21 protein-coding genes are annotated in these 19333 nt (G+C 46.7%); 1 reads left to right on the forward strand and 20 read right to left on the reverse strand.

Translation table 11 applies throughout. The features are described from left to right. Positions 1–3 precede the first annotated feature (3 nt). On the reverse strand, positions 4–1251 hold the full coding sequence (locus OH458_RS15990) for a S1 family peptidase (protein ID WP_269979080.1): 1248 nt from the start codon (positions 1249–1251) through the stop codon (positions 4–6). Positions 1252–1454: 203 nt separating this feature from the next. On the opposite strand from OH458_RS15990, the gene OH458_RS15995 reads away from it, so the two are divergent. Further along, complete coding sequence (locus OH458_RS15995; RefSeq protein WP_038139980.1) at positions 1455–2180, forward strand: DUF3581 domain-containing protein; 726 nt, start codon at positions 1455–1457, stop codon at positions 2178–2180. Positions 2181–2225: 45 nt separating this feature from the next. Here the strand turns inward: OH458_RS15995 and OH458_RS16000 are convergent, their stop codons facing one another. The 19 genes from OH458_RS16000 to OH458_RS16090 all read right to left on the reverse strand — a co-directional run bounded on the left by OH458_RS16000 (position 2226) and on the right by OH458_RS16090 (position 19296). Beyond that, positions 2226–3101 (reverse strand): metal ABC transporter solute-binding protein, Zn/Mn family, encoded by an 876-nt coding sequence (locus OH458_RS16000; protein WP_269979181.1) that lies wholly within the window; start codon positions 3099–3101, stop codon positions 2226–2228. Positions 3102–3117: 16 nt separating this feature from the next. Continuing rightward, the gene (locus tag OH458_RS16005) at positions 3118–3993 is read right to left on the reverse strand and encodes a metal ABC transporter permease (RefSeq protein WP_269979081.1); all 876 of its coding nucleotides are present in this window, start codon (positions 3991–3993) and stop codon (positions 3118–3120) included. Continuing rightward, positions 3993–4718 carry a metal ABC transporter ATP-binding protein gene (locus tag OH458_RS16010; RefSeq protein ID WP_009696849.1) on the reverse strand — a complete coding sequence of 242 codons (726 nt, stop codon included), beginning with the start codon at positions 4716–4718 and terminating at the stop codon, positions 3993–3995. Before OH458_RS16010 ends, OH458_RS16005 begins: the two co-directional genes overlap by 1 nt. Beyond that, entirely contained in the window at positions 4718–5641 is a 924-nt protein-coding gene (locus OH458_RS16015; RefSeq protein ID WP_269979082.1) for a metal ABC transporter solute-binding protein, Zn/Mn family, read from the reverse strand. The genes OH458_RS16010 and OH458_RS16015 overlap by 1 nt, the downstream gene beginning before the upstream one ends. A 24-nt stretch (positions 5642–5665) precedes the next feature. Next, positions 5666–6217, reverse strand: a complete 552-nt coding sequence (locus OH458_RS16020; protein WP_269979083.1) for a DUF6162 family protein — start codon at positions 6215–6217, stop codon at positions 5666–5668. After that, positions 6214–6534 (reverse strand): hypothetical protein, encoded by a 321-nt coding sequence (locus OH458_RS16025; protein ID WP_269979084.1) that lies wholly within the window; start codon positions 6532–6534, stop codon positions 6214–6216. Before OH458_RS16025 ends, OH458_RS16020 begins: the two co-directional genes overlap by 4 nt. A gap of 44 nt (positions 6535–6578) precedes the next feature. Then, positions 6579–7409, reverse strand: coding sequence for a DUF4198 domain-containing protein (locus tag OH458_RS16030; protein ID WP_269979085.1), 831 nt, complete (start codon positions 7407–7409; stop codon positions 6579–6581). Between the two features lie 12 nt (positions 7410–7421). After that, entirely contained in the window at positions 7422–7961 is a 540-nt protein-coding gene (locus OH458_RS16035) for a DUF2271 domain-containing protein (protein WP_269979086.1), read from the reverse strand. A gap of 39 nt (positions 7962–8000) precedes the next feature. Further along, positions 8001–8630 carry a PepSY-associated TM helix domain-containing protein gene (locus OH458_RS16040; protein WP_269979087.1) on the reverse strand — a complete coding sequence of 210 codons (630 nt, stop codon included), beginning with the start codon at positions 8628–8630 and terminating at the stop codon, positions 8001–8003. 229 nt (positions 8631–8859) lie between these two features. Then, positions 8860–10032, reverse strand: coding sequence for a tetratricopeptide repeat protein (locus OH458_RS16045; protein WP_269979088.1), 1173 nt, complete (start codon positions 10030–10032; stop codon positions 8860–8862). Then, the gene (locus OH458_RS16050) at positions 10029–10649 is read right to left on the reverse strand and encodes an energy transducer TonB (protein ID WP_269979089.1); all 621 of its coding nucleotides are present in this window, start codon (positions 10647–10649) and stop codon (positions 10029–10031) included. The genes OH458_RS16045 and OH458_RS16050 overlap by 4 nt, the downstream gene beginning before the upstream one ends. After that, the gene (locus OH458_RS16055) at positions 10649–11053 is read right to left on the reverse strand and encodes an ExbD/TolR family protein (protein ID WP_269979090.1); all 405 of its coding nucleotides are present in this window, start codon (positions 11051–11053) and stop codon (positions 10649–10651) included. The genes OH458_RS16050 and OH458_RS16055 overlap by 1 nt, the downstream gene beginning before the upstream one ends. Continuing rightward, positions 11050–11604: a MotA/TolQ/ExbB proton channel family protein gene (locus OH458_RS16060; RefSeq protein WP_269979091.1), complete on the reverse strand. Its 555-nt coding sequence runs from the start codon at positions 11602–11604 to the stop codon at positions 11050–11052. Before OH458_RS16060 ends, OH458_RS16055 begins: the two co-directional genes overlap by 4 nt. Continuing rightward, entirely contained in the window at positions 11604–12971 is a 1368-nt protein-coding gene (locus OH458_RS16065; RefSeq protein WP_269979092.1) for a MotA/TolQ/ExbB proton channel family protein, read from the reverse strand. The genes OH458_RS16060 and OH458_RS16065 overlap by 1 nt, the downstream gene beginning before the upstream one ends. Beyond that, the gene (locus tag OH458_RS16070) at positions 12972–13739 is read right to left on the reverse strand and encodes a DUF3450 domain-containing protein (RefSeq protein ID WP_269979093.1); all 768 of its coding nucleotides are present in this window, start codon (positions 13737–13739) and stop codon (positions 12972–12974) included. A gap of 74 nt (positions 13740–13813) precedes the next feature. Then, complete coding sequence (locus OH458_RS16075) at positions 13814–15919, reverse strand: TonB-dependent siderophore receptor (protein WP_269979094.1); 2106 nt, start codon at positions 15917–15919, stop codon at positions 13814–13816. Between the two features lie 196 nt (positions 15920–16115). Further along, the gene (locus OH458_RS16080) at positions 16116–17492 is read right to left on the reverse strand and encodes a histidine kinase sensor domain-containing protein (RefSeq protein WP_269979095.1); all 1377 of its coding nucleotides are present in this window, start codon (positions 17490–17492) and stop codon (positions 16116–16118) included. After that, positions 17489–18145, reverse strand: coding sequence for a response regulator transcription factor (locus OH458_RS16085; protein ID WP_269979096.1), 657 nt, complete (start codon positions 18143–18145; stop codon positions 17489–17491). Before OH458_RS16085 ends, OH458_RS16080 begins: the two co-directional genes overlap by 4 nt. A gap of 173 nt (positions 18146–18318) precedes the next feature. Continuing rightward, positions 18319–19296 (reverse strand): ion channel, encoded by a 978-nt coding sequence (locus tag OH458_RS16090; RefSeq protein WP_269979097.1) that lies wholly within the window; start codon positions 19294–19296, stop codon positions 18319–18321. Between the last annotated feature and the right edge of the window lie 37 nt (positions 19297–19333).

Raw genomic sequence — 19333 nt, forward strand, 5'->3', positions numbered from 1 at the left:
ACCTTAGCTCTTGGGTGCTGGGAGCCGATAACGACGGTAAAACATCAAGCCCAACCCAATCAAGCTTAACCACCCGTTGCTGCCACCACTGCTTGAGCCCGAATCGCAACCAAGCTGCGCCGTCCCACTGCCCACGCCGATATTGGCACTGCCCGAACAGTTGGGCGAGGTTTCAGGTGTGGTGCTGCCTTCTTCTGCCTCTTCATCGGGGGTATCGCCGGGATCAGGAGTCGTGGTTGAGGTCAAAAATGTCGGCTTGATGACAGTTTGAGTCGGTGGTGTTGGCGCACTTGTGTATGTCGATATCCAAGTCAGATAGTGATTGAGATTGGTGTGCCAAGCTGGAATAGTCGCAGAACTGCATATCGTGTTGCTCACAGGGCTAGCGCTAATAATGCCAACTTGGTAAGTGTTAGAGTCAGCAGCAACAAAGGTCAAAGGGCCCCCAGGATCACCCTCACAGGCTCCGTTTCCATACGCTTCATCTTGGTCATTTGTCACGACCAATGTCGACATCGTGCATAGCTTGGTAGGATCGGTTGTCGACGCAATGTATCTGGGCGTATCACGTCCGCTCTCTAGACGAGCATAACAATCGGCGATAGGGTTAAAAGCAACGTCGACTTCATCCAATATGGTATCACTACCACCAAAAGCGGGATCCGGCTCTGTGGTGTCACCATCTCCCCAACCTGCTACTTTTACATTAGGCTGCGGGTTAGCAGGATCCCACAGAGGTCCTAGCGCGAGCAATTCACTATATCTTGTCGAATCAACTAAAGAGACGGGGGTACCAGAGAAAGTGCGCTCAACATAAAGTAGCGCAATATCATTTTGATAAGCTGTTGTGGTTGCGCTGGCAGTCGGATAATAATCTGGGTGTATGACAACATGCGTAACGCGATACAAATTGCCAATGGCGGTATCGCTCAAATCAGCCACACCTGCTGTCACCGACAACTCTATTGGTTTCGCAACATTGTATTGCGTTATGTTCTCTGGGTTCTCTTCCGAGTCTTCTTGGCTAGAGCTTGATGCAACTAAACAGTGCGCCGCAGTCAATACCCATTGCGGAGCGATGATGGTACCACCACAAAAGTGGTCTTCAGCCTTAACACTCGCTCCCACTGATACAACATGACTGTAATCACTTGTGTACTCAATTTGGCTTACGGCATTACCTGAAACTATCGCATAAACAGAAAGCGGCCAAAGAGAGAAAGCCACCCAGATTAGGTGAAGTCGTGACATGTCACCTCCTTGTCCAAACTTAACGTTAGAATGACATTGTTACTAAACTAATCACTTATCTTAGTATTGACCAGTTGTGCAAATATCGCACAAAAATATTATTTTCAATATTCACTGTAGCTTCTCATCTGGATAGACCATTTGATTGACTGCCTTCATGTATACTTCGCTCCAGTTATAGTTATAGCCACATGAATTCAACTATGTTTCTGACACCGTATTTTTCGCAAAATAGCGACCAATTTCAGTTTACTCGTCAACAAGCGAGCCATTTCGCTAAGAAAGTGGCGGGTGATTTCAACCCAATCCATGACGAAGACAACAAACGCTTCTGTGTACCAGGCGATCTCCTCTTTGCCGTTTTGCTTAGCAAAGAAGGCATCAGCCAGAAAATGCGTTTTGATTTCTCAGGAATGGTGAATGATGGCGTCGCGTTATCGGTTGATAATAAATGCGAAAAAGAGAGTGCAGTTGTCGATGCCAATGGTAAAGAATACCTACACATGTCTCATGAAGGTGAAGTGAACCGCAACCCAGAGTTCATCGAACACGTCGTAACAAGTTACGTGCAGTTTTCTGGCATGAACTTCCCGCACATCATGGTACCGCTGATGGAAGAGCAACAGGCGATGATCAATTGCCAGCGTCCTTTGGTTATTTATGAAAGCATGGAAGTGGAGTTTGACCGCTTAGATTTGACTCACCCTGAAGTCGACTTTACTGGCGCGACCTTCGACGTGGATGGCAAGCGTGGTGTGGTGACGTTGAACTTTGCCTTTAAAGAAGATGGCGAAGTGGTTGGCAAAGGCATCAAGCGTATGGTGGCAAGTGGTCTAAAACCTTACGACCAAGCCTCTGTAGATGATTTGGTCGAACGTTTTAACGCTCGTAAAGATGCCTTCCTAGCGCAATTTGCTAACGCGGCATAATCGACAAAGGCTACCTCGGGTAGCCTTTTTTACGCGCTTAACGTTCTAAAAGCGTAATTGCCAACGAGACAAGGGGCTTTGTCTATCTACTCCCTTGCTTCCCCAGCGGTCCAACACATCAATCTGGACAATCCGCTCTACGGGAACCAATGACTTGAGCAGAGCTGAAGGCTTTTTACTCGTTATAAGCCACAATGTCTCATCTTGTTGAAACTGCGCAGCCAAAGCGCGCTTCTCTGCTTCTGACCATTCCAGTTCAGGCTTGAATTGACGATCAACAACGAACAGTTGGTTTCCAGACGCAAAATCCTCTAATGATTCCCCTAGCAAGACCACTGAATCAATCTCTTTCGCAAAGATAACGTCCTGTTGTTGATTAATCAGCTCACGTACGTCTAACATCAACGCTTGCTGGTTCTTTTCTATTTGAGCTTGATATTGAGGATAAACCTTTTGTAGATCCTCACCCACGATCGCAGCCATTCGAATTAAGTTAGTAGGATTCATCCACGCATACTTGGATGGTTCACCATTGTCTAACGTCAGTGCCGCAACGCCCGGTGCTCTTGGAGATATCGCCTGAGACGCGTCAATCTCAATCAAGCGAATGTTCCCCTGACGAGCATAAACAAAAGTTGGGTCTTGATGCCAAATAGCACCCAACGTAATCGCAACGGTCGCCTCCTGCCCGGCTTTAATGGCTTGTTGTTGACCTTTACTTGCAAACCAGTTCACCAAACGTTCAACGCCATATCGCTTAGGTGGCAAGTAACGGGTTTCAATGCCTGTGCCTTGCATCAGTTGCTCAGACAACATGTAAGTCACAGGCGTGCTGGTAATAATATCTTTGCCATAAGAGAACGGTGCAAATGTACTCGTCAAAACCAAGCCCATTGTTATGATTTGTTTTTTCATCTTCATCATTGGTTATCCAGATTTAAGCTTTTCGCACAATGCGGTAGATCGTTGCCGTTAGGAAAAACGCAGCAGAGACAATAATAATTGAGGCGCCAGACGGTACCGGCAATTCAAGTTCCATTGGCAAAACGGTCCCAATCAAGCAGGCAACGGTAGCCAATAAGGATGAAAGCAAAACAAAACTGCCCATTCGCTTAGTCAGCAAGCGTGCCGTTGCCCCCGGAATAAGCAGTAACGCTCCAACCAAAACCGCACCGATAATCTTCACTGCTGCGATTGTCACGAGCGTGATCATCATGACGAACAGGTAGTCATAGAAGCTGGTGTTGAATCCACGAACACGCGCGATGTCAGGGCTAATGCAAGTCAGTAAGATTCGGTTAAAGGTCGGAATCAGTAACAATAAAATGATCAAACAGCTCACCGCAAGAATCGTTATGTCTCTGTCTGTCACCGTCAGTATCGAGCCAAACAAAACGTTCTCTAACATATGAATATTGATCTTTCGTGCCACATACATCAGCAGGGCAGCACCGACTGCCAAAGCAAGAGCAAGGAACACACCCACGAGTGTATCGTAGGGGACATTGGTTCGATTTCGCACGAAATGCAGCAATAGCGCGAAAATCATGCAGAAGCTGAATAACCCGATAAATGGATTTTCCGGTGGTTCACCAAGTAGCACACCGATCGCTATACCAGTCAGCGCTGCGTGACCAACGGCTTCAGAAAAGAACGCCAAACGCTTCGCGATGACCAAGGTGCCCAAACCGCCCAGTAACGGACCAAGAATTAGCGCTGCAACAATTGCGTTAACCATAAACGCATAAGCGAAGCTGTCACTGAGCCACCCGGCTTCTACTCCGTTGAGGGCAAATTGTCTTAACCAATCCATTACGCCGCCTCCACTTTTGCCGTGTAGTGCTTAAACAGAGACTCAATACGCTCAGGACTCAATACTTCAGAGTGATGCCCCGAAGCGACGATTTGACGATTGACAACATGCACCTGCGCATCCAAACGGCGCACCGCTGTTACGTCATGATGGACAGCAAGAACGGTTTTACCTTCTGCTACCACTTCATGAATCAAACCTTCTAGATAACGTACCCCTTGCTCATCCATACCCGTTGTCGGTTCATCTAGAACAAGTAAGCTTGGATTATCGAGTAGAGCTTGGGCGAAGAGAACACGCTGTTGCTCACCGCCAGATAGTTGTCCCATACGACGATCACTTCTTGTTGCCATACCAACACGCTCTAATTGAGCTAACGCCTGTTGAGCTTGCTTGGTTTTACGGCGCCAAAATAAAGGCACACGCGTTTGGTTAAGCAGTACAAAATCCATGACCGTCAAAGGTAAGCTAGCTTCAAACATGGCTTTTTGTGGTACGTAACCAATTTTTCCGGCTTGCTCAGCCTCCGCCCAATGCACCGAGATGTCACCCGAAAATGGCGTAAGTCCTAAAACCGAACGTAACAATGACGTTTTGCCACCACCGTTTGGTCCCATAATCACATGGCATTGACCTGCTTCAAAACAAGTCTGAATGTCTTGCAGAATAAGGTTGTCCCCGTACTGCAAGCAGACTTTATCAAGAGAAATCGAAGGACCTCGCATTAGGCTTTCTCCTGCTCATGCTTGCTTGCAACAAACTTCATCGCCTCTATTAAGGTTGCTACGTTGTCGCGCATCTCCACCTCGACTTTGTCGGCTTCGTATTCGCCGTGCGTCATGTGAGAAAAGCGATATAGCTTCACGCCCGTCGCTTCTTCGATGGTATCAACAAAACGATTTGGCATATTCAGCTCGTAAAATAGAACATCAATACCAGATTGGCGGATCTTCTCGATGGTTTCCTGTAGCTGACTAGCGCTTGGCTCTACGCCATGAGCAGGTTCGATTACCGCGGCTACATCGACGCCAAACTCTTGCAGAATGTATCCATAAGCATTGTGCGTTGTTGCGACCTTCATACCTGCTGTATCTAGCTGCCCTAGAGACAACATCGCATCACGCTTTAAAAGGCGAAACGTTTTTGCGTACTTTCGCGCATTTTTTCGATAAAAAGCTGCGTTTTCTGGGTCAAGTTCGCTCAACTCACTGGCAATGGTGTAAACCTTTTGAATCGTGGTGGATAGTCCAACAAAGGTATGTGGATTCACTGCGCCTTTACCAACGGATAGCCCCATCGCAGGCAAGAGTGGCACTTCCTTATTTGCCTCAATCACCACCAGATCGTCGCGCTGCGCAGCTTGAATAACTTTCAGAGCAAAATCATCATGCCCAATCCCATTGACGACAATCACATCCATCTGATTCAGTCTTTTAAGATCATTGGGTTGGGGCAAATAGTTATGAGGATTGAAGCCCGCATCGACCAAAGGAATGATCTTGGCTTTATCACCGACCACCGCTTTTACATAGCTGTAGTAAGGTTGCAAAGTAATACCAACGCTGAGCGTTTCGGCATAACTTGAAGCGGAAGCGACCAGTAAAGCACTAGCCGTTAGAATTCGACGTAAAAGAGAGCGTGTCTTCATAGTTGTTATCATGTTGGTTATTGCTTAATGCTTATGAGGGCTTGCAGGAGAAGAAGGCGTTAACACGATTTGTTGCCAACCACTTAGCTTTCGTTGACTTTGCTGAGTTAAGTCCTCGATATCGATAGAAACAGCCGTGGAAAACCAAATATCAGCATGTTCGTGACGGCTATCAAGTAGCATCGACGCTGAACCTTCATCGTCCTGTCTCAAGCCAAGATAAAGTCCTGCATCCAACATCTGCCATTGATGAGAACCTTTGCGCTGCCAACTTTGGTCTTTAACAAATGGAGCGAGCCAAAACGTTTCAAGTTCACTGACTTCAGGCCACTTACCCTCATCAATGTAGAGATCTCGAATTTCCTCATGAGCAAGTTTAAGCTCTGCAACCATTGCCAACTCTTCTTGCCCAAGGTCAGTCATCAACACTTGATGCTCGAGTGCTTCTGCGTGCTCAACTTCGGTCTGATGATAGGGCAATAAGGCGGCAGACACCGCAAGAATGCCGGCGATGGTTAATGCCACCCATTTACCTTCGCGACTGCCATTATCCGGTCGAATTTTCTGAGTGATCATTTCTCTTTCAACTCAACCACATCAACTTCTACTGGGTTTTCATGCCCTGCGTCGAAAACAAGATAAAAATCCATTTTAGGATGAGTAAACTCAGCGATAGAGCGCTTGTCTGTGGTTACTTTGGCAATCAAGTTGTCATCGTAATCGTACATTTCGACGTCATAGTCCACTGCAGTAGAACCATCGGAGTAACCTGCTTCACAAATGACTTTGTCTTGTTCTAAATGGCAGCTCATTAATGGAAAGTGCGCCGCAGCTTGAAAGGACAGTAAGCCGCCCGAAAGAGCGGAAGCGATAAGAATAGAGCTGTTTTTCATGGTGTATCCAAAATGGCTCAGCGTCGCACTGAGCCTCAATTGTATTAGTTCAGTTGAGTTTCAAAGGTTAAATGCACATTTGAGCTAACCTTGTCGGCCAACGGATCGTTATTCAGTTCGCCTCTGTGATTCGCCTTCATGAGATAACGACCAGCGACCGTTGGGGTAAACGTAATCTTGCCTTCTGAGTCACTCACTAAATCCAGTTGCTCTTGGTGGTTTCGATACAGGGTACCGTCACGAGTAATTTCCGCCGTAACGCCTTGTTGCGGCTCACCATTAAAGAAGAATTGGAAAGTCACCGCTTCACCTTCGATGATGTCTGATGGGTGAGTGATCGGTTTCATTTCGAGCAGCTTGCCTTCAATTTCCAGCGCTTTTTCTGTCGGCATTCCCACCGTCACGTAACTTTCCGCTCGGGTGTAGCTAAGTTGCGTAACAACATCGCGGGCTTTTTCTGGAATAACACTCGCGCGATCGGCTTTACTTGCTCGCGCCCACTTTACTGTGTCTCGGCGACCTGCTTTATATTGTGTGTAGTAAGTTGGCTGATTGTTGATTGCGACCTTGTGCGTGCCTTCTTCTTCAAAGTAGAAATCAAACATTGAGCGACGTTTACCACGAACAACAAAGTTCGGACGCTCCGAACGACCATCCGGCATGATCACAAAGGCTTTTTCACTACCTGCTGGTTTATCAAATACGAATGTACCGTGAGAGGCAGTCACATCAAACGTCAGCCAATCTCCCCCTTCCTTCGATACCGTAAAGTGAGAAGGCAATACCCAGCGAGGGTGCGCTTGTGCCGTTGTTGCTGCAGCGAGTCCCATCGCCATTACACTTGCGAGAGCCACCACTTTCATTTTACTTTTCATTGTTGTTCCTTATCACTTAACTTGGTAGTTGACGGAAATCATGCCCGTCTCTTCGGTTGGTTTGAGTTGATAGCGCACGTCACTGTCCGCTAACTGCATTTTCTGTCGTAGGTAGTTTCGACCGCCATGTTCGCGTACCACCTCTATGTACAATGTGTAAGTACCCTGATCGACGCGCTTGCCGTCATCGTTCGTTCCATCCCAGGTAAATCGATACTGTCCCGCCGGACGAGTAGCAGATGTCACAGCGTCCACTAATTCGCGGTCATAGCGACCTACCTTTCGCCACCAGCTTCGAAGATCTTTTAGCCATTCGTCTTTACCCACCCACAGTTGAATGGTCTTTACAGGTTTACGCTTACTGTCTTCAATCCAGACTGCGACATAAGGACGGGCGTACATCGAGGTATCAATTTTTGGCAACTCGAATTCAAAATCGACTTTGGCACTGTCTGGCAAAGGGGTCGCAAAAACTGAAAATGGGGCTAGCGCGGCAATAAGAACGAGCTTTTTTACTGAGCTGCTGCGCAAAAGTCGGGCTGTATTTAACATAGGGAGTTCTCTAAACAGGCTGTCACATCCAACGTTGGATTAAGGCACAGCAACAAAATAAATAACGAGCGACAGCAAGGTGCCAAAAGCCATCCATTGCATCGACGTTCTTAACGTTTTTTTCTTAGGTAGCAGCAAACACACGCCAGTTAGAACAAAGAACACCATCAATAATGCAGTGATATCAATGAACCACTTCCAAGCATCGCCGCTATTGCGACCTTTATGGAGATCATTCAGTCGCGCAACAATGCCGTAATTCGTTGTTTCAACTTCTGCTTCTCCCGTGGTCATATCGACAAAAACGGTGGCGTTATAGCCAGGGCCTTTAAAATCCAAAGAAAGCTCGCCAATCACCAGCTCTCCACCTTCGATTTCGGTGTACACATCTAAAGCAGAGGGCATGCCACGCAAATGGGCTTCTTGAGTAAGGAAGTTCAATAAAGCAGAGCGATTAGGTTGGAAGCGGCCTTCCGTTGCAAAAAGTTGCTCTGAAGGGATCGAGAGTGTGTGTTGTTGAATGATTGGTTCGCTACGCTCAAACAATGTCGGTCTGTTCAAGGTAATGCCCGTGACGGCAAAAAACAGAGTCACCAATAACAGAGCCATTGAAACATAGATGTGCAGGCGGCGTGCCCAAGTTTGGACGCCTTTGCTTTTGAGCAACATAAAAAAACAATCATCACCAATAAATGAGGGCTTAATTTAGGTGATAATCATTCTTATTGGCATTTAATTTACATTGTTTACGTTTTACAAAATCAAACGTCGTTGTTCTATCCGACTTTGACCTGAGCCGAATACCAAGGACACCCTATTTTAGCAGCGCCCTCTACCCTCTATAAAAACAAAAAGACCCGAGATCTGACTCGGGTCTTTCGGTGCTATGAAATACGCATTAACTATTCTGGCTTGCTTTGGCTTTGCGCAATTGGGTTAGGTACTTCACCCAACTCTCAGATTGAGCTGAGGGCTTGATGGCATTAGCTCGCTTCGCATGTGCCAGTGCATCCTCAAAGCGTTTCAACTTGTAGTAAGCTCGGGCTTTCACCAGTGCCACCTCGGCTTTTCGTCCAGACACCTTATTTAGCGCGATCAATGCTTGCTCATAGTGACCTTCCTGAACCAATAACTGAGACAAGTTCCAATAGTACTGGCGATCGAGTTTCGCAGCGACACGCCAGCTTTCAATAGACTTATCCCACTCCTTTGCCAACTGCCAAAACGTCGCTTGTTGCGCTTTAAGTTTACCGTCTGAATTTAGGCCTTTTAGCTCGCCTAACACCTCAGCAGCACGCTCAGGGATTCCCCTTTGGCCGTACAACTGAGCCAGCAACTTAATATCATCTTGAGTGAATACCGCACCTTGCAGCTTAGCGAGGGCAAAGACGTCTAGAGCCCGTTTACTGTCTTCTGTCCGAAGGTACAAAGCGACGAGCTGTCGCCACCATTCCATACGCTCAGGTTCAATGACAATTAAGCGCTTGATCGTCCCTATGGCAGACGTCCATTGTTTGAGTTCAAGCTCTGCGGAAAGCTTAATCGACAATGGCGGCAACTCATCGGGTAAGCCAAATTGCTCGTATCGTGCCATTGAAGAGAGCACGTCTCGCCATTGACTCAACTGGTAATGAGACTGAACGATACGTAGCCACACTTCATGCGCTTTCTGGTTTTCAGGCACCGACTGGCTTAGCTCATAGTAATGAGGCAACGCTTGTGAAAATCGCTGTTCATTGAGCAATAAATCCGCCAGCATCTTACGAGTTTGCCAAGCTTGTTCGTCGTTCAAGAGCCCACTTTCGACAGATGCATCAAGCTGTTTTATCGCCAAGTTTATTTGATCGTTTTGCCAGTAAAATATCCCCAGCATACGAGCGATAAATGCCCGATCATATTCACGAGACGTTTCCAGAGCTTCCAGTGCAGAGATCGCTTCTTGGAGCTTTTCTTCTTGGGCCAAGTTATGCGCTCGTTGGACACGCACAGCGGTATATTCACTGAGCTCGTTAGCGATAGTGGTAAATGTGCTAATACTGAGTACTGCCCCGATTAAGAGAGTTTTCATCATTTGGCTAACTTAAACTCCACTCTAGCGGTTTGTCCAAACTGTTCAACCGATACGCCCTCTTCAACTTTTGGCTGATACTTCCATTTTCTCAAGGCGCGAACCGCTTCTTTCTCAAACATACGTTTTGGCTTTGCCTCAATCACTTGAATGTCTTTGGGGCGCCCAGCAGCATCAATCGTAAACTGCATAATCACATACCCTTCCACGCGCCTTTTCAATGCTTTACTTGGGTAGCGAGGCTCAACACGATACAAAGGAAGAGCACGCTGGTTCCCCATCGTTCTTTTTAGGTTTGGAGCACTAATAGCAATACCGTCAAGGGCAGTATTAAGCCCCAAGGCACTAATCGGTGTCACAGGGCTAACTGGCTTAACCTGCGTCTGCGCTTGCGCTAGGTTCATCGGTTCGGGAGGCGAAGGAGGCTCTGGCTGCTTTGGGACTGAACGCTGACGGCGTTGCACATCTGCATCATTTTCCAACATCACCATATCAAACCGCACAGCTTCAGACGCCTGAGGTACGCGTTGGTTGCCTTTATCAACCATCCAAGCCATTACGCTAAATAAGCTCACCGCAATCAGCATCGATATAGGCAACGCAAGTATGAGTCTACCCATTAAGGCTTCTCCGCCGCCAACGCAATATTTTTAACGCCCGCACCTTTTGCTGCATCCATCACTTTCACTACCGTGCCGTTGTAGGCATGTTCATCCGCTTGTATCACTAGCGACGCATCGGGTTGCTCAAGTAACAAGTGCTCAATGGTGGCTTCAACACGTTCAATATCGACCAAACGTTTATCAATATAAACATCGTTAGCAGCATTCACAGCGATAAAGATCCCAGCGTCTTTTTGGCTCACCACATTCGACGCTTGAGGACGGTTCACTTCTACACCTGACTCACGCACAAATGAGCTAGTCACGATGAAGAAGATAAGCATAATGAATACGATATCGAGCATTGAGGTTAAGTCGATTTGCGCTTCTTCTTGACGACTGTTTCTACGACCGAGTCTCACTTCTGACTCCTTAAAGATTGTTCTAACTGGAAGGCTTTGCGTTCACACACTTTGCTTAAGCGAGCGTGTACAAACATACCAGCAAGTGCGGCAACCATACCTGCCATTGTGGGCAAGGTGGCCAATGAAATACCGGAAGCCATTAATTTGGGATTGCTGCTGCCTTGCGTCGCCATCACGTCAAAGACAGCGATCATGCCAGTAACCGTGCCTAACAAACCGAGCATTGGGCAAATCGCGACCAGCACTTTAATGGTTGATAGGTTTTGGCGCAGTTCAATTTGAGCCTTTGCAATCCATCCATCGCGGATTTGATGCGCATACCAAGAGTGGTGTTCAGCTCTCGCATACCACTGCTCACAAAGCCGATTCTTTACTTTGGGGAAAGTCACTGCAAGGTAGAGAACGCGCTCCATAACCAGCAGCCAGCATAGTGTCACAACCGCCGCCAACCACCATAAAATAGGGCCGCCTTGCTGCATAAAACGCACTAAGGTTGAGGCCCAGTCCTCGCTGATCAAACCCAATGTGTTGAGTAGGATCTGCTCCATTATGCTGCGCTCTCCGCTACCGTATTCGACGCCATGCTCCCTGTGGACGTATCGCGTTCAGCTTGCTCAGCCACAAGGCCAATACCCTGTTTTTCTAGAATATTGCGAATGTTCTCAGCTTGAGAGCTCAGTATGTTGTGCGCCAGAAGCAACGGCATTGCAGCCACAAGACCCAGAACCGTTGTGACAAGTGCCATCGAGATCCCCCCCGCCATAACTTTTGGATCGCCATTACCAAACTGGGTGATCACTTGGAAAGTTTCGATCATACCCGTTACCGTACCAAGCAAGCCCAACATAGGTGCAAGGGCGGCGAGCAGCTTCAGCATCGACAAGCCTTTCTCAAGGTGAGTGTGTTCATCAACGACTGCTTCCAATAAACGCAGTTCCAGCGCTTCAACACTGCGATGTTTGTCTTTTTGATATACAGAAAGAATACGCCCCAATGGATTGTCACTTGGCTGAGTTGGATTCTTTAATTGCTTTGCAATCTTTTGACGTGCAATGAACAACGAGACACCACGAACCAGCGCGATGATCAAACCAATGGCGAGCAAACCAAGGATAATTTTACCCACTACACCACCAGCATTCAGTCGATCGGCCATGCTTGGAGAGTTTGCCAATTGCTCTAGCAAAATGCCTCGTGATGGGTCAATCACCAGTGAGTCAATATCTCCTGAGCTTAATGTGTTCGCCGTTGGACCGTTTTCAGGCTGGCGTAGATAGCTCACGGCATCGCCACGCTGACCATTCCACTTCACGTAGCCCGCATTATCCAATAGCGCCATAGAGCCCAAGCGAACACCATTAACGGTTTGTTCACGGCCCTCACCATCTAACAAAGAAAATTGCACATTGGCGATTTCACCGCTGGCTTTAATTTGCTCTTCCATACTGCGCCACATTGCACGCAGCTGAGGCAGTGTTGGCAGTGATTTCGCAGCAACGATATCATCAATGTTTTGTTGAAATGAGTTAGCATCGACGCCTGTGACAGAGAACTTAAGCTCTGACTCCAATTCTTTTGCGTTTTGACGCACGACGCCAAAAAGCTCACCTAAACTGCCTGTTTCTAAGCGAAGCTTCTCTTCAAGCTCGGCAAGCTGCGATTCGTTTTCGCTGAACGTAACGCTCAGGGTGTCCGCTTCTGATTGCAATGCTGCACGCTCGGCAACAAGCTGATTTTTCAGGGCTTGTAGTTCTTGCTGCGTTTTCTTAAAACCTGCTTCACGAGCCACATTGTGCGACTGCTGCTGACGATTTTCTTGTTTCGCTTTCTGCAATAATGCGTCGCTAGCAAATGTTGTGTGAGGTAGAAGAGCAGCAGAAGAAATCAGCGCAACCGATAGCCATTTTTTCATCATTTATTTGCCCTCCGCGACATTAATGGACACGGGCAGAGTCAGCATGCTTGGAGCAATCTGCTTGTTCGCAACGGCAAACGCTTTGTCTAGTTGCGCTTTTGGGTCAGTGCCCACCGCTTGCCATGCTTTTTGTTGCTGTGACCAGCTCCAGAATTGCTCACCTGATAAACTACGTGCAACCAATGAAACACGACCTAGATAAAGGATATCGGCTTCGATTTGATCATTACCATCTAATGCAATCTTGCCTTGGTAGACGCCTAACTTCGTGCCGTAGTCCATTTCAATCTGGTACGCCTCTAAAATACGACGAAATTTTTCAGCGTCAGCGACATCGGCGCGCGTCATCATTGCTTCCAGCTTTGCAATACGCTCTTCGCGTTGTGTCTTGCGGATCGGTTTGTCATTAGCAACGATACGCTTTAGGCCATCAATCATGTGATACATCAACGGCACCACACCCTGTCGAGTTTGGGCAATTTGCTCGATTTGCTCGTTGAGACTCGCCACTTCTTCATTTTGGCTGTTGACCAAACTCGAAAGGTGGTTGCGATAGATTGTTAAGTTGCTCACTTCCTCTTGCAACTGTTCGATTTCTGCTTCGAGCGTCAATGCCTTTTCAGCGCTTACGTCGATGCGTTTCTGACTCACGGCTGAGGCTTGATTGGTTTTACTCTGAACCGCTTGCGCATCACTAAGTGCATCCGCGTGTGCGGGAAGCAAAGTCGATGAGATCAACAAAGCGATACTGGATTTGATTAGATTCATACGAGTTATATTTCTGTTTTCTAAAAACCACTAAAGGGGAAGACATGTCTTCCCCTTTTACTATCAGATTGTTATCAGTATTTGAACTGGATGGTTGCCATGTAGTTTCGGCCTTCGCCTAATGTTACACCACTCGCACCTTCTTGCTCACTGTTTGTACTGCCGCCTCCGGCTAGATAATCCGTATCAAACAGGTTTTCAACGTTGAAACGAGCCACAATGTCTAAGTTCTCATCATACTTGTGGGTGTATGACACCCCCATATCGACACGGGTATAGCCATCTTTCTTGAAGGTGTTTCCAGCATCACCGTAACGCTCCCCTTGGTATACAATACCTAGGTTTACATCGGTATTGCTCTGCACTTTGTAACTAGACCACAGGCTGGCCGACAATTCTGGCACATCTGCAGGACGGTTACCTTGGTAGTATCGGCTTTTGGTAATCTCAGCATCAAGGTACATAGCAGAAGCCGTGATCGAGAACGCCTCCGTCACAAAGCCTTGCGCAAGAGCCTCCGCACCACGGTGAACTTGCTCGCCGCCTTGCGTTTTCTTGTACATAACGCGATCACTAGCATCTACACCATCTTCCACATCTAATGAGATGTTTTCTAACGTAATATCAAACAAAGCACCCGAAACGTACAGACGTTCATCAAACAGTTCCCATTTTGTTCCCATCTCATAAGAAATGCCGCGCTCTGCGTCCAATTGCTCGCCATCGTTGGTGTACTTTGTACCGTAGACGTTCCCTTGCGGCATAAAGCTCTCAGAGTACTGAACATAAACCGAACCATTGCTAGATGGGTGGTAAATCACGCCAAGTTTTGGAGAAATCTGATTTTCTTTAACTTTTTCATTTGTACGATCACGGCTACGCTTCTCGTCGTAACGAATGCCCGCTAACACTTGCCAATTTTCATTAATTGTCATCATGTTTTGCGCGTATGTCCCCCAAGTTTTGTACTCACTTGTCGGCCAAGTTCTGTCACTTTTGTAACCCGGCTTAGGAACAGTCTGCCCAGGAGCAATGTCCGCTGAGTGATGGAACTCCATTTTGCGCTTATAGCTGTATTCTAAATAATTCGTGCCTACAAGCAGGGTGTTTTCAGTACCAAGAAAATCAAAATCTGTCGCGACATCTGCATACGCAGTATCAAAAATCCAACGATCGGTACGGTCATTTCCTGAATGAACGATCTTGTTATCTTGAGCATATTTCCTGAAACTCGGATAAGACTCTACATCAAAACGATTGAAGTCTTGTCGGTTATAACCCGCTTTAACGTTAACGTTATCCAGTACTTGCGCATTGATGTCGATACCGTAGTTTTCTGAGTCATTTTCAATGGTCGACCACTGTGCATCCCAGATGTACTTGTCTCCAAGAACCGGTTTGCCATCAACAACATAAGCGCCTGAGTCGACACTGCCATCATCTTTAGTACGGTCATAGTGCGCCGACACCATGATGTCGTCTGTCATATCGTATTCGACGATCAACCCACCAACCAAGCGATCGGTTTGCGGTTTACTTCCATCGCCGTATTTACGCCATGAACTGTAACTTTCTTTGGAAAGAATCGCGCGCGCACGCAACGTTTCTTCATCATTCAGAGCACCACTCACATCAAGAACCGTACGTGAGTGATTATTTGAACCAATGTCTTGGCTTAAGCTTGCTTGGGTTTCCGTGGTAGGCTTCTTAGTTACCATGTTCACAAGACCACCCGGCTCAGATTTACCATACAGTAAACCTGATGGTCCTTTCAGAACTTCAACACGCTCTAACAGTTCAATCGGTTGACGGTAATGAGACCAGTGTTGGCGACCATCACGCAAGAAACCGTCCGAACTGCTTAATGGAAAACCACGCAAAGAAAAACGTTCACGGTTACGACTTGTGCCTTCTGCGCTGATACTGGCATCGTTTTGCAAAACTTTACCTAATGTGCTCGCACGTTGCTCATCGATAACCGTTTCATCGATAACCGCGACTTGCCCCGGAGTTTCCAATTGGGTCATTTCCATTCGCATGGCTGTACTGTTGGTATCCGCTTTGTAGCCGAATTCACGACCCTCTACCACGAGATGTTCATCTGCCTGATTTTCTTGTGCAATGGCTGGCGCAGCTAATACCGCACAGATCACTAATGCCAATTGGCTCTTAGGAAACATATTTTTCACTCCGACTATATTCGAGTCACTTAATACACGATGTCATGACCCTAGAATTATTTCGGGCGTGAATATAATTGATAATTATTACCATTTGCATCAAATTTACATTCTTTGCATTCACCTCATCGACGCAAGCGGTATTGCCTTTCTATCAGATATATGATCTTCTATGCATATCGATAATTATGACCAATTACGGTTTAAACAATAACGTCACTGCAAACCCACCGTGTAAGCGGTTTTCAGCCGTGACCTGTCCTCCCATTACCCGCATTGATTCTTTCACTATGGCGAGCCCCAGACCGTAGCCGCCTAATTTCTTATCTCGTGAGGTATCTAAACGCGTAAAGGGGTCAAAAATATTTTTTAATTTGTCTTGTCTGATCCCTTTGCCGTCGTCCATGACGGTTAGAGCAATATATTGATCGCTGTTGACTCGTTGATGACTTAACGACACCTCAATGATTGCTTGCTCTCCTGCATACTTAATCGCATTACCAACTAAGTTGTTCACGCATCGCAGCAGTAATGTCTCATCACACAACGCTTGAACATTTTTTAAAGGAGAAGTAAAAAACAGTTTTTGCCTCTCTTTCAGGTCGATCTTGCAGCATTCTATTTGAGGGCGAATAAGTGCTTCTATATCACACTGCTTCAGCTCTTTTTCATAGCGAGAGTTCTCTAACCGACTGAACTGCAATATTTCATCGATTAACCCGTTCAGTTCGTTTGCTTGCTGCTCCATTTGGCTGACCAGCGCCAAGTCTTGTTCTGCTACTCGCCCGCGAAGTAAGTGCAGCACCAAGTTCTGCCGCGCTAGAGGTGTACGCAATTCATGCGATACATCTCGAATCAATCGACGTTGTTTCTCAGCGAGCGAATGAATCTCATGCGTCATAAAATCAAAATCTCGGGCAAGTTCATTAAACTCTCGCGTATTCGATTTGAGTTCGCTAACTACGCTGACATTAAAATCCCCATTTGATAATTTTTTACTGGCTTCTCTTAACCTATCTAGAGGTTGCTGTAAGCGCCTGGCAAGCAGAGACGAAAATAGCGCTAAGATCACCACGGCGATCACCACTTTCAGTACGGAAAAGTAAACAATAAAATCATTTGCTGGATGCAATTGGTGGGGGAGCTGAACAACCAAACTGTTATTGTTTTTCAAAGGAATGTGAATGATGGGTTTGCTCACCCGGCCTTCAAGCTGTTCATCAAGCTTTCGGATAAACCTCAGCTTGAACTCAAAATGAGGGTGCATCATTCGATGAGTTAGTGGTTTTTTCTGCTCATCAAGAACAAACAGGTAAAAGTCTTGCGCATTGGCCCAGTCTGCCAGTTCATCCATGTCGCCAAACTCGATCAATTCATCGGCTTGATGTGCTAAATCGAGCATTTCATTTTTCACCCGCTCTGGCACTTTCAACATCGCCTTAATCAATGCCTGCTCTGCCAGAACTTGCATCAGGAGAATACTCACGATAATCGCAGCCATATAGCTAAACAGTTGAAACGCAAGACCATCTTTTCTATGACGAATATACGCTGGACAAGAAAACCGACTCATCCTTGGAGTTTCTCTTGGTAGCTGTACCCCTTTCCGCGAAACGTTTTAATGTGCTGTTTTGAAAAGCCAGATTGAACCAATTTACGTCTGATGTTGCTTATGTGCATGTCGAGGTTGCGGTCAAATGGGCTAAGTTCTTTCTTCAAGACTTGGGTTTGAAGTTCTGCTTTTGAAATCACTACTCCTTGGTTCTTCGTCAAGTAGCTAAGCAGGTCAGCTTCGGTCTCGGTCAGTGGCAAGCTGTCTAACCTGTCGTGAATGCCCTGATACATCGCCTGTCTTTGACGCTCTAAACCAACGCGACGCAATAAGGCTTTAATCCGAATTAGGAGCTGAGCAACATCGAAAGGTTTTCCTATGAACTGATCGGCGCCCGCTTCGTAGCCGTCGATCATCGAGCTATCGTCATTCAATGCGGTAAGCATTAAAATAGGTGTCGCAAACCGCTGACATATTCGTCGCGCTACCTGCATGCCGTTAAGATTAGGCAGCATCACATCAAGCAATACCAAATCAAAGGGCATTTTTTCCATCGCTTGAAGCGCACTCTCGCCACAGTGAACATACGACACACTATATCCCTCTTGCTTGAGAACCTCTTCTAGCAGCTCACACAAGAGAACATCATCATCAACCACCAATACTCGCGACATCATTTCAACCTCAAATAAAAACGATTCGCATTCTAGTGCTTGTTGATGATCTAAACAACAGCACAACTGCCTTGCTCAGCCATTTGATGAAGGAGCGATGTTTGCGGCTTGTTTAACTAAGCGAGCATGTTTCATTCAATAGTTTATAGGGGGTATTCTCCTGAAAAACGACATCAACGGGTCATTTTCTTCACGAAGACCACCACAAACAGCGCCATGGTAAAACTGCCTAAGAAGGCCTCAAACGCTGCTATAAACCGAGCAACTCCCACTGGGGATATGTCGCCGTAACCCAAGGTTGTGAATGTCACCACACTAAAGTAAAGCGAGTTAAAGAACTCAAGCAGATAAAACTGCCATCCAGTTACGCCTTCATAGATGGGGTGCGCCCCTGTGGTATCTAAAAAGAAATACGCCATCGCACAGACAAAGATTAACAAGATAGAGAACAGGACGACCCTAAGCGGATCCTCACCGTAGCCACAGAACATGTCGACTGATTTGGATATCCAGCGCTTCATGCTCAGTCTCGGCATTTGGTAACGCCGAAAGCGCATCTCTCGTTTAAAGAAATCGCCTGCGGTTTCAAATAATCCCTGCTTCTCGCACTGCTTACGGATGTTACGGCACACCTCTTCCGCTTCTTGATAGAGTGAAGCCGCCATTGAGGAGTCTCGCCGCTTCGAAGCTTGTTTAGCCTGCACTTCTTGTTTAAGCCGCTTGCCCCACTCAACGTTTTCTAACTTAGCTCGCCCAAGCTCTGCCCCAAGCAAGTTGCAGTTGTCTAACTTGGCACAATGTAGATTTGCGCCAAGCATTTTTGACTTCATCAACGAAGAACCACGTAGATCTAAGCCAAAAAAGTGAGCATCAGATAAATCGGCACGGTAAAAATCCGCATCCCGACAAGAAAAGCCTGTTTTGCACCCTCGGTTGACCAAATCGATGTCAACCAAGTTTGTTTTTGCCAACTGAAATCCGTCGAGAGGTTTACCCGCTGCGGCCCATTGCTCAACCTTACTTTTTACGTCATCGTTGCTTTTATCTATATCGGGATCGTGCCAGTAACAAAGCCCGGACTCTCCACTCGGTTGATCGCAGCACCAGCCATCAGGGTTTCGATAGCTGCATTGGCCATGTTCAGATTTCATAGTTGCTGCCCTAAAGTGTACAAACGTCGCGTTATCG

This window comes from Vibrio sp. MarTm2 (assembly GCF_027587055.1).
Classification (GTDB): domain Bacteria; phylum Pseudomonadota; class Gammaproteobacteria; order Enterobacterales; family Vibrionaceae; genus Vibrio; species Vibrio sinaloensis_D.

What these genes read in the sequence shown, in the direction of transcription:
- OH458_RS15990 (WP_269979080.1), bottom strand. Translation starts at nt 1,251, where the DNA reads ATGTCACGACTTCACCTAATCTGGGTGGCTTTCTCTCTTTGGCCGCTT.
- OH458_RS15995 (WP_038139980.1), top strand. Translation starts at nt 1,455, where the DNA reads ATGTTTCTGACACCGTATTTTTCGCAAAATAGCGACCAATTTCAGTTT.
- OH458_RS16000 (WP_269979181.1), bottom strand. Translation starts at nt 3,101, where the DNA reads ATGAAGATGAAAAAACAAATCATAACAATGGGCTTGGTTTTGACGAGT.
- OH458_RS16005 (WP_269979081.1), bottom strand. Translation starts at nt 3,993, where the DNA reads ATGGATTGGTTAAGACAATTTGCCCTCAACGGAGTAGAAGCCGGGTGG.
- OH458_RS16010 (WP_009696849.1), bottom strand. Translation starts at nt 4,718, where the DNA reads ATGCGAGGTCCTTCGATTTCTCTTGATAAAGTCTGCTTGCAGTACGGG.
- OH458_RS16015 (WP_269979082.1), bottom strand. Translation starts at nt 5,641, where the DNA reads ATGAAGACACGCTCTCTTTTACGTCGAATTCTAACGGCTAGTGCTTTA.
- OH458_RS16020 (WP_269979083.1), bottom strand. Translation starts at nt 6,217, where the DNA reads ATGATCACTCAGAAAATTCGACCGGATAATGGCAGTCGCGAAGGTAAA.
- OH458_RS16025 (WP_269979084.1), bottom strand. Translation starts at nt 6,534, where the DNA reads ATGAAAAACAGCTCTATTCTTATCGCTTCCGCTCTTTCGGGCGGCTTA.
- OH458_RS16030 (WP_269979085.1), bottom strand. Translation starts at nt 7,409, where the DNA reads ATGAAAAGTAAAATGAAAGTGGTGGCTCTCGCAAGTGTAATGGCGATG.
- OH458_RS16035 (WP_269979086.1), bottom strand. Translation starts at nt 7,961, where the DNA reads ATGTTAAATACAGCCCGACTTTTGCGCAGCAGCTCAGTAAAAAAGCTC.
- OH458_RS16040 (WP_269979087.1), bottom strand. Translation starts at nt 8,630, where the DNA reads ATGTTGCTCAAAAGCAAAGGCGTCCAAACTTGGGCACGCCGCCTGCAC.
- OH458_RS16045 (WP_269979088.1), bottom strand. Translation starts at nt 10,032, where the DNA reads ATGATGAAAACTCTCTTAATCGGGGCAGTACTCAGTATTAGCACATTT.
- OH458_RS16050 (WP_269979089.1), bottom strand. Translation starts at nt 10,649, where the DNA reads ATGGGTAGACTCATACTTGCGTTGCCTATATCGATGCTGATTGCGGTG.
- OH458_RS16060 (WP_269979091.1), bottom strand. Translation starts at nt 11,604, where the DNA reads ATGGAGCAGATCCTACTCAACACATTGGGTTTGATCAGCGAGGACTGG.
- OH458_RS16065 (WP_269979092.1), bottom strand. Translation starts at nt 12,971, where the DNA reads ATGATGAAAAAATGGCTATCGGTTGCGCTGATTTCTTCTGCTGCTCTT.
- OH458_RS16070 (WP_269979093.1), bottom strand. Translation starts at nt 13,739, where the DNA reads ATGAATCTAATCAAATCCAGTATCGCTTTGTTGATCTCATCGACTTTG.
- OH458_RS16075 (WP_269979094.1), bottom strand. Translation starts at nt 15,919, where the DNA reads ATGTTTCCTAAGAGCCAATTGGCATTAGTGATCTGTGCGGTATTAGCT.
- OH458_RS16080 (WP_269979095.1), bottom strand. Translation starts at nt 17,492, where the DNA reads ATGAGTCGGTTTTCTTGTCCAGCGTATATTCGTCATAGAAAAGATGGT.
- OH458_RS16085 (WP_269979096.1), bottom strand. Translation starts at nt 18,145, where the DNA reads ATGTCGCGAGTATTGGTGGTTGATGATGATGTTCTCTTGTGTGAGCTG.
- OH458_RS16090 (WP_269979097.1), bottom strand. Translation starts at nt 19,296, where the DNA reads ATGAAATCTGAACATGGCCAATGCAGCTATCGAAACCCTGATGGCTGG.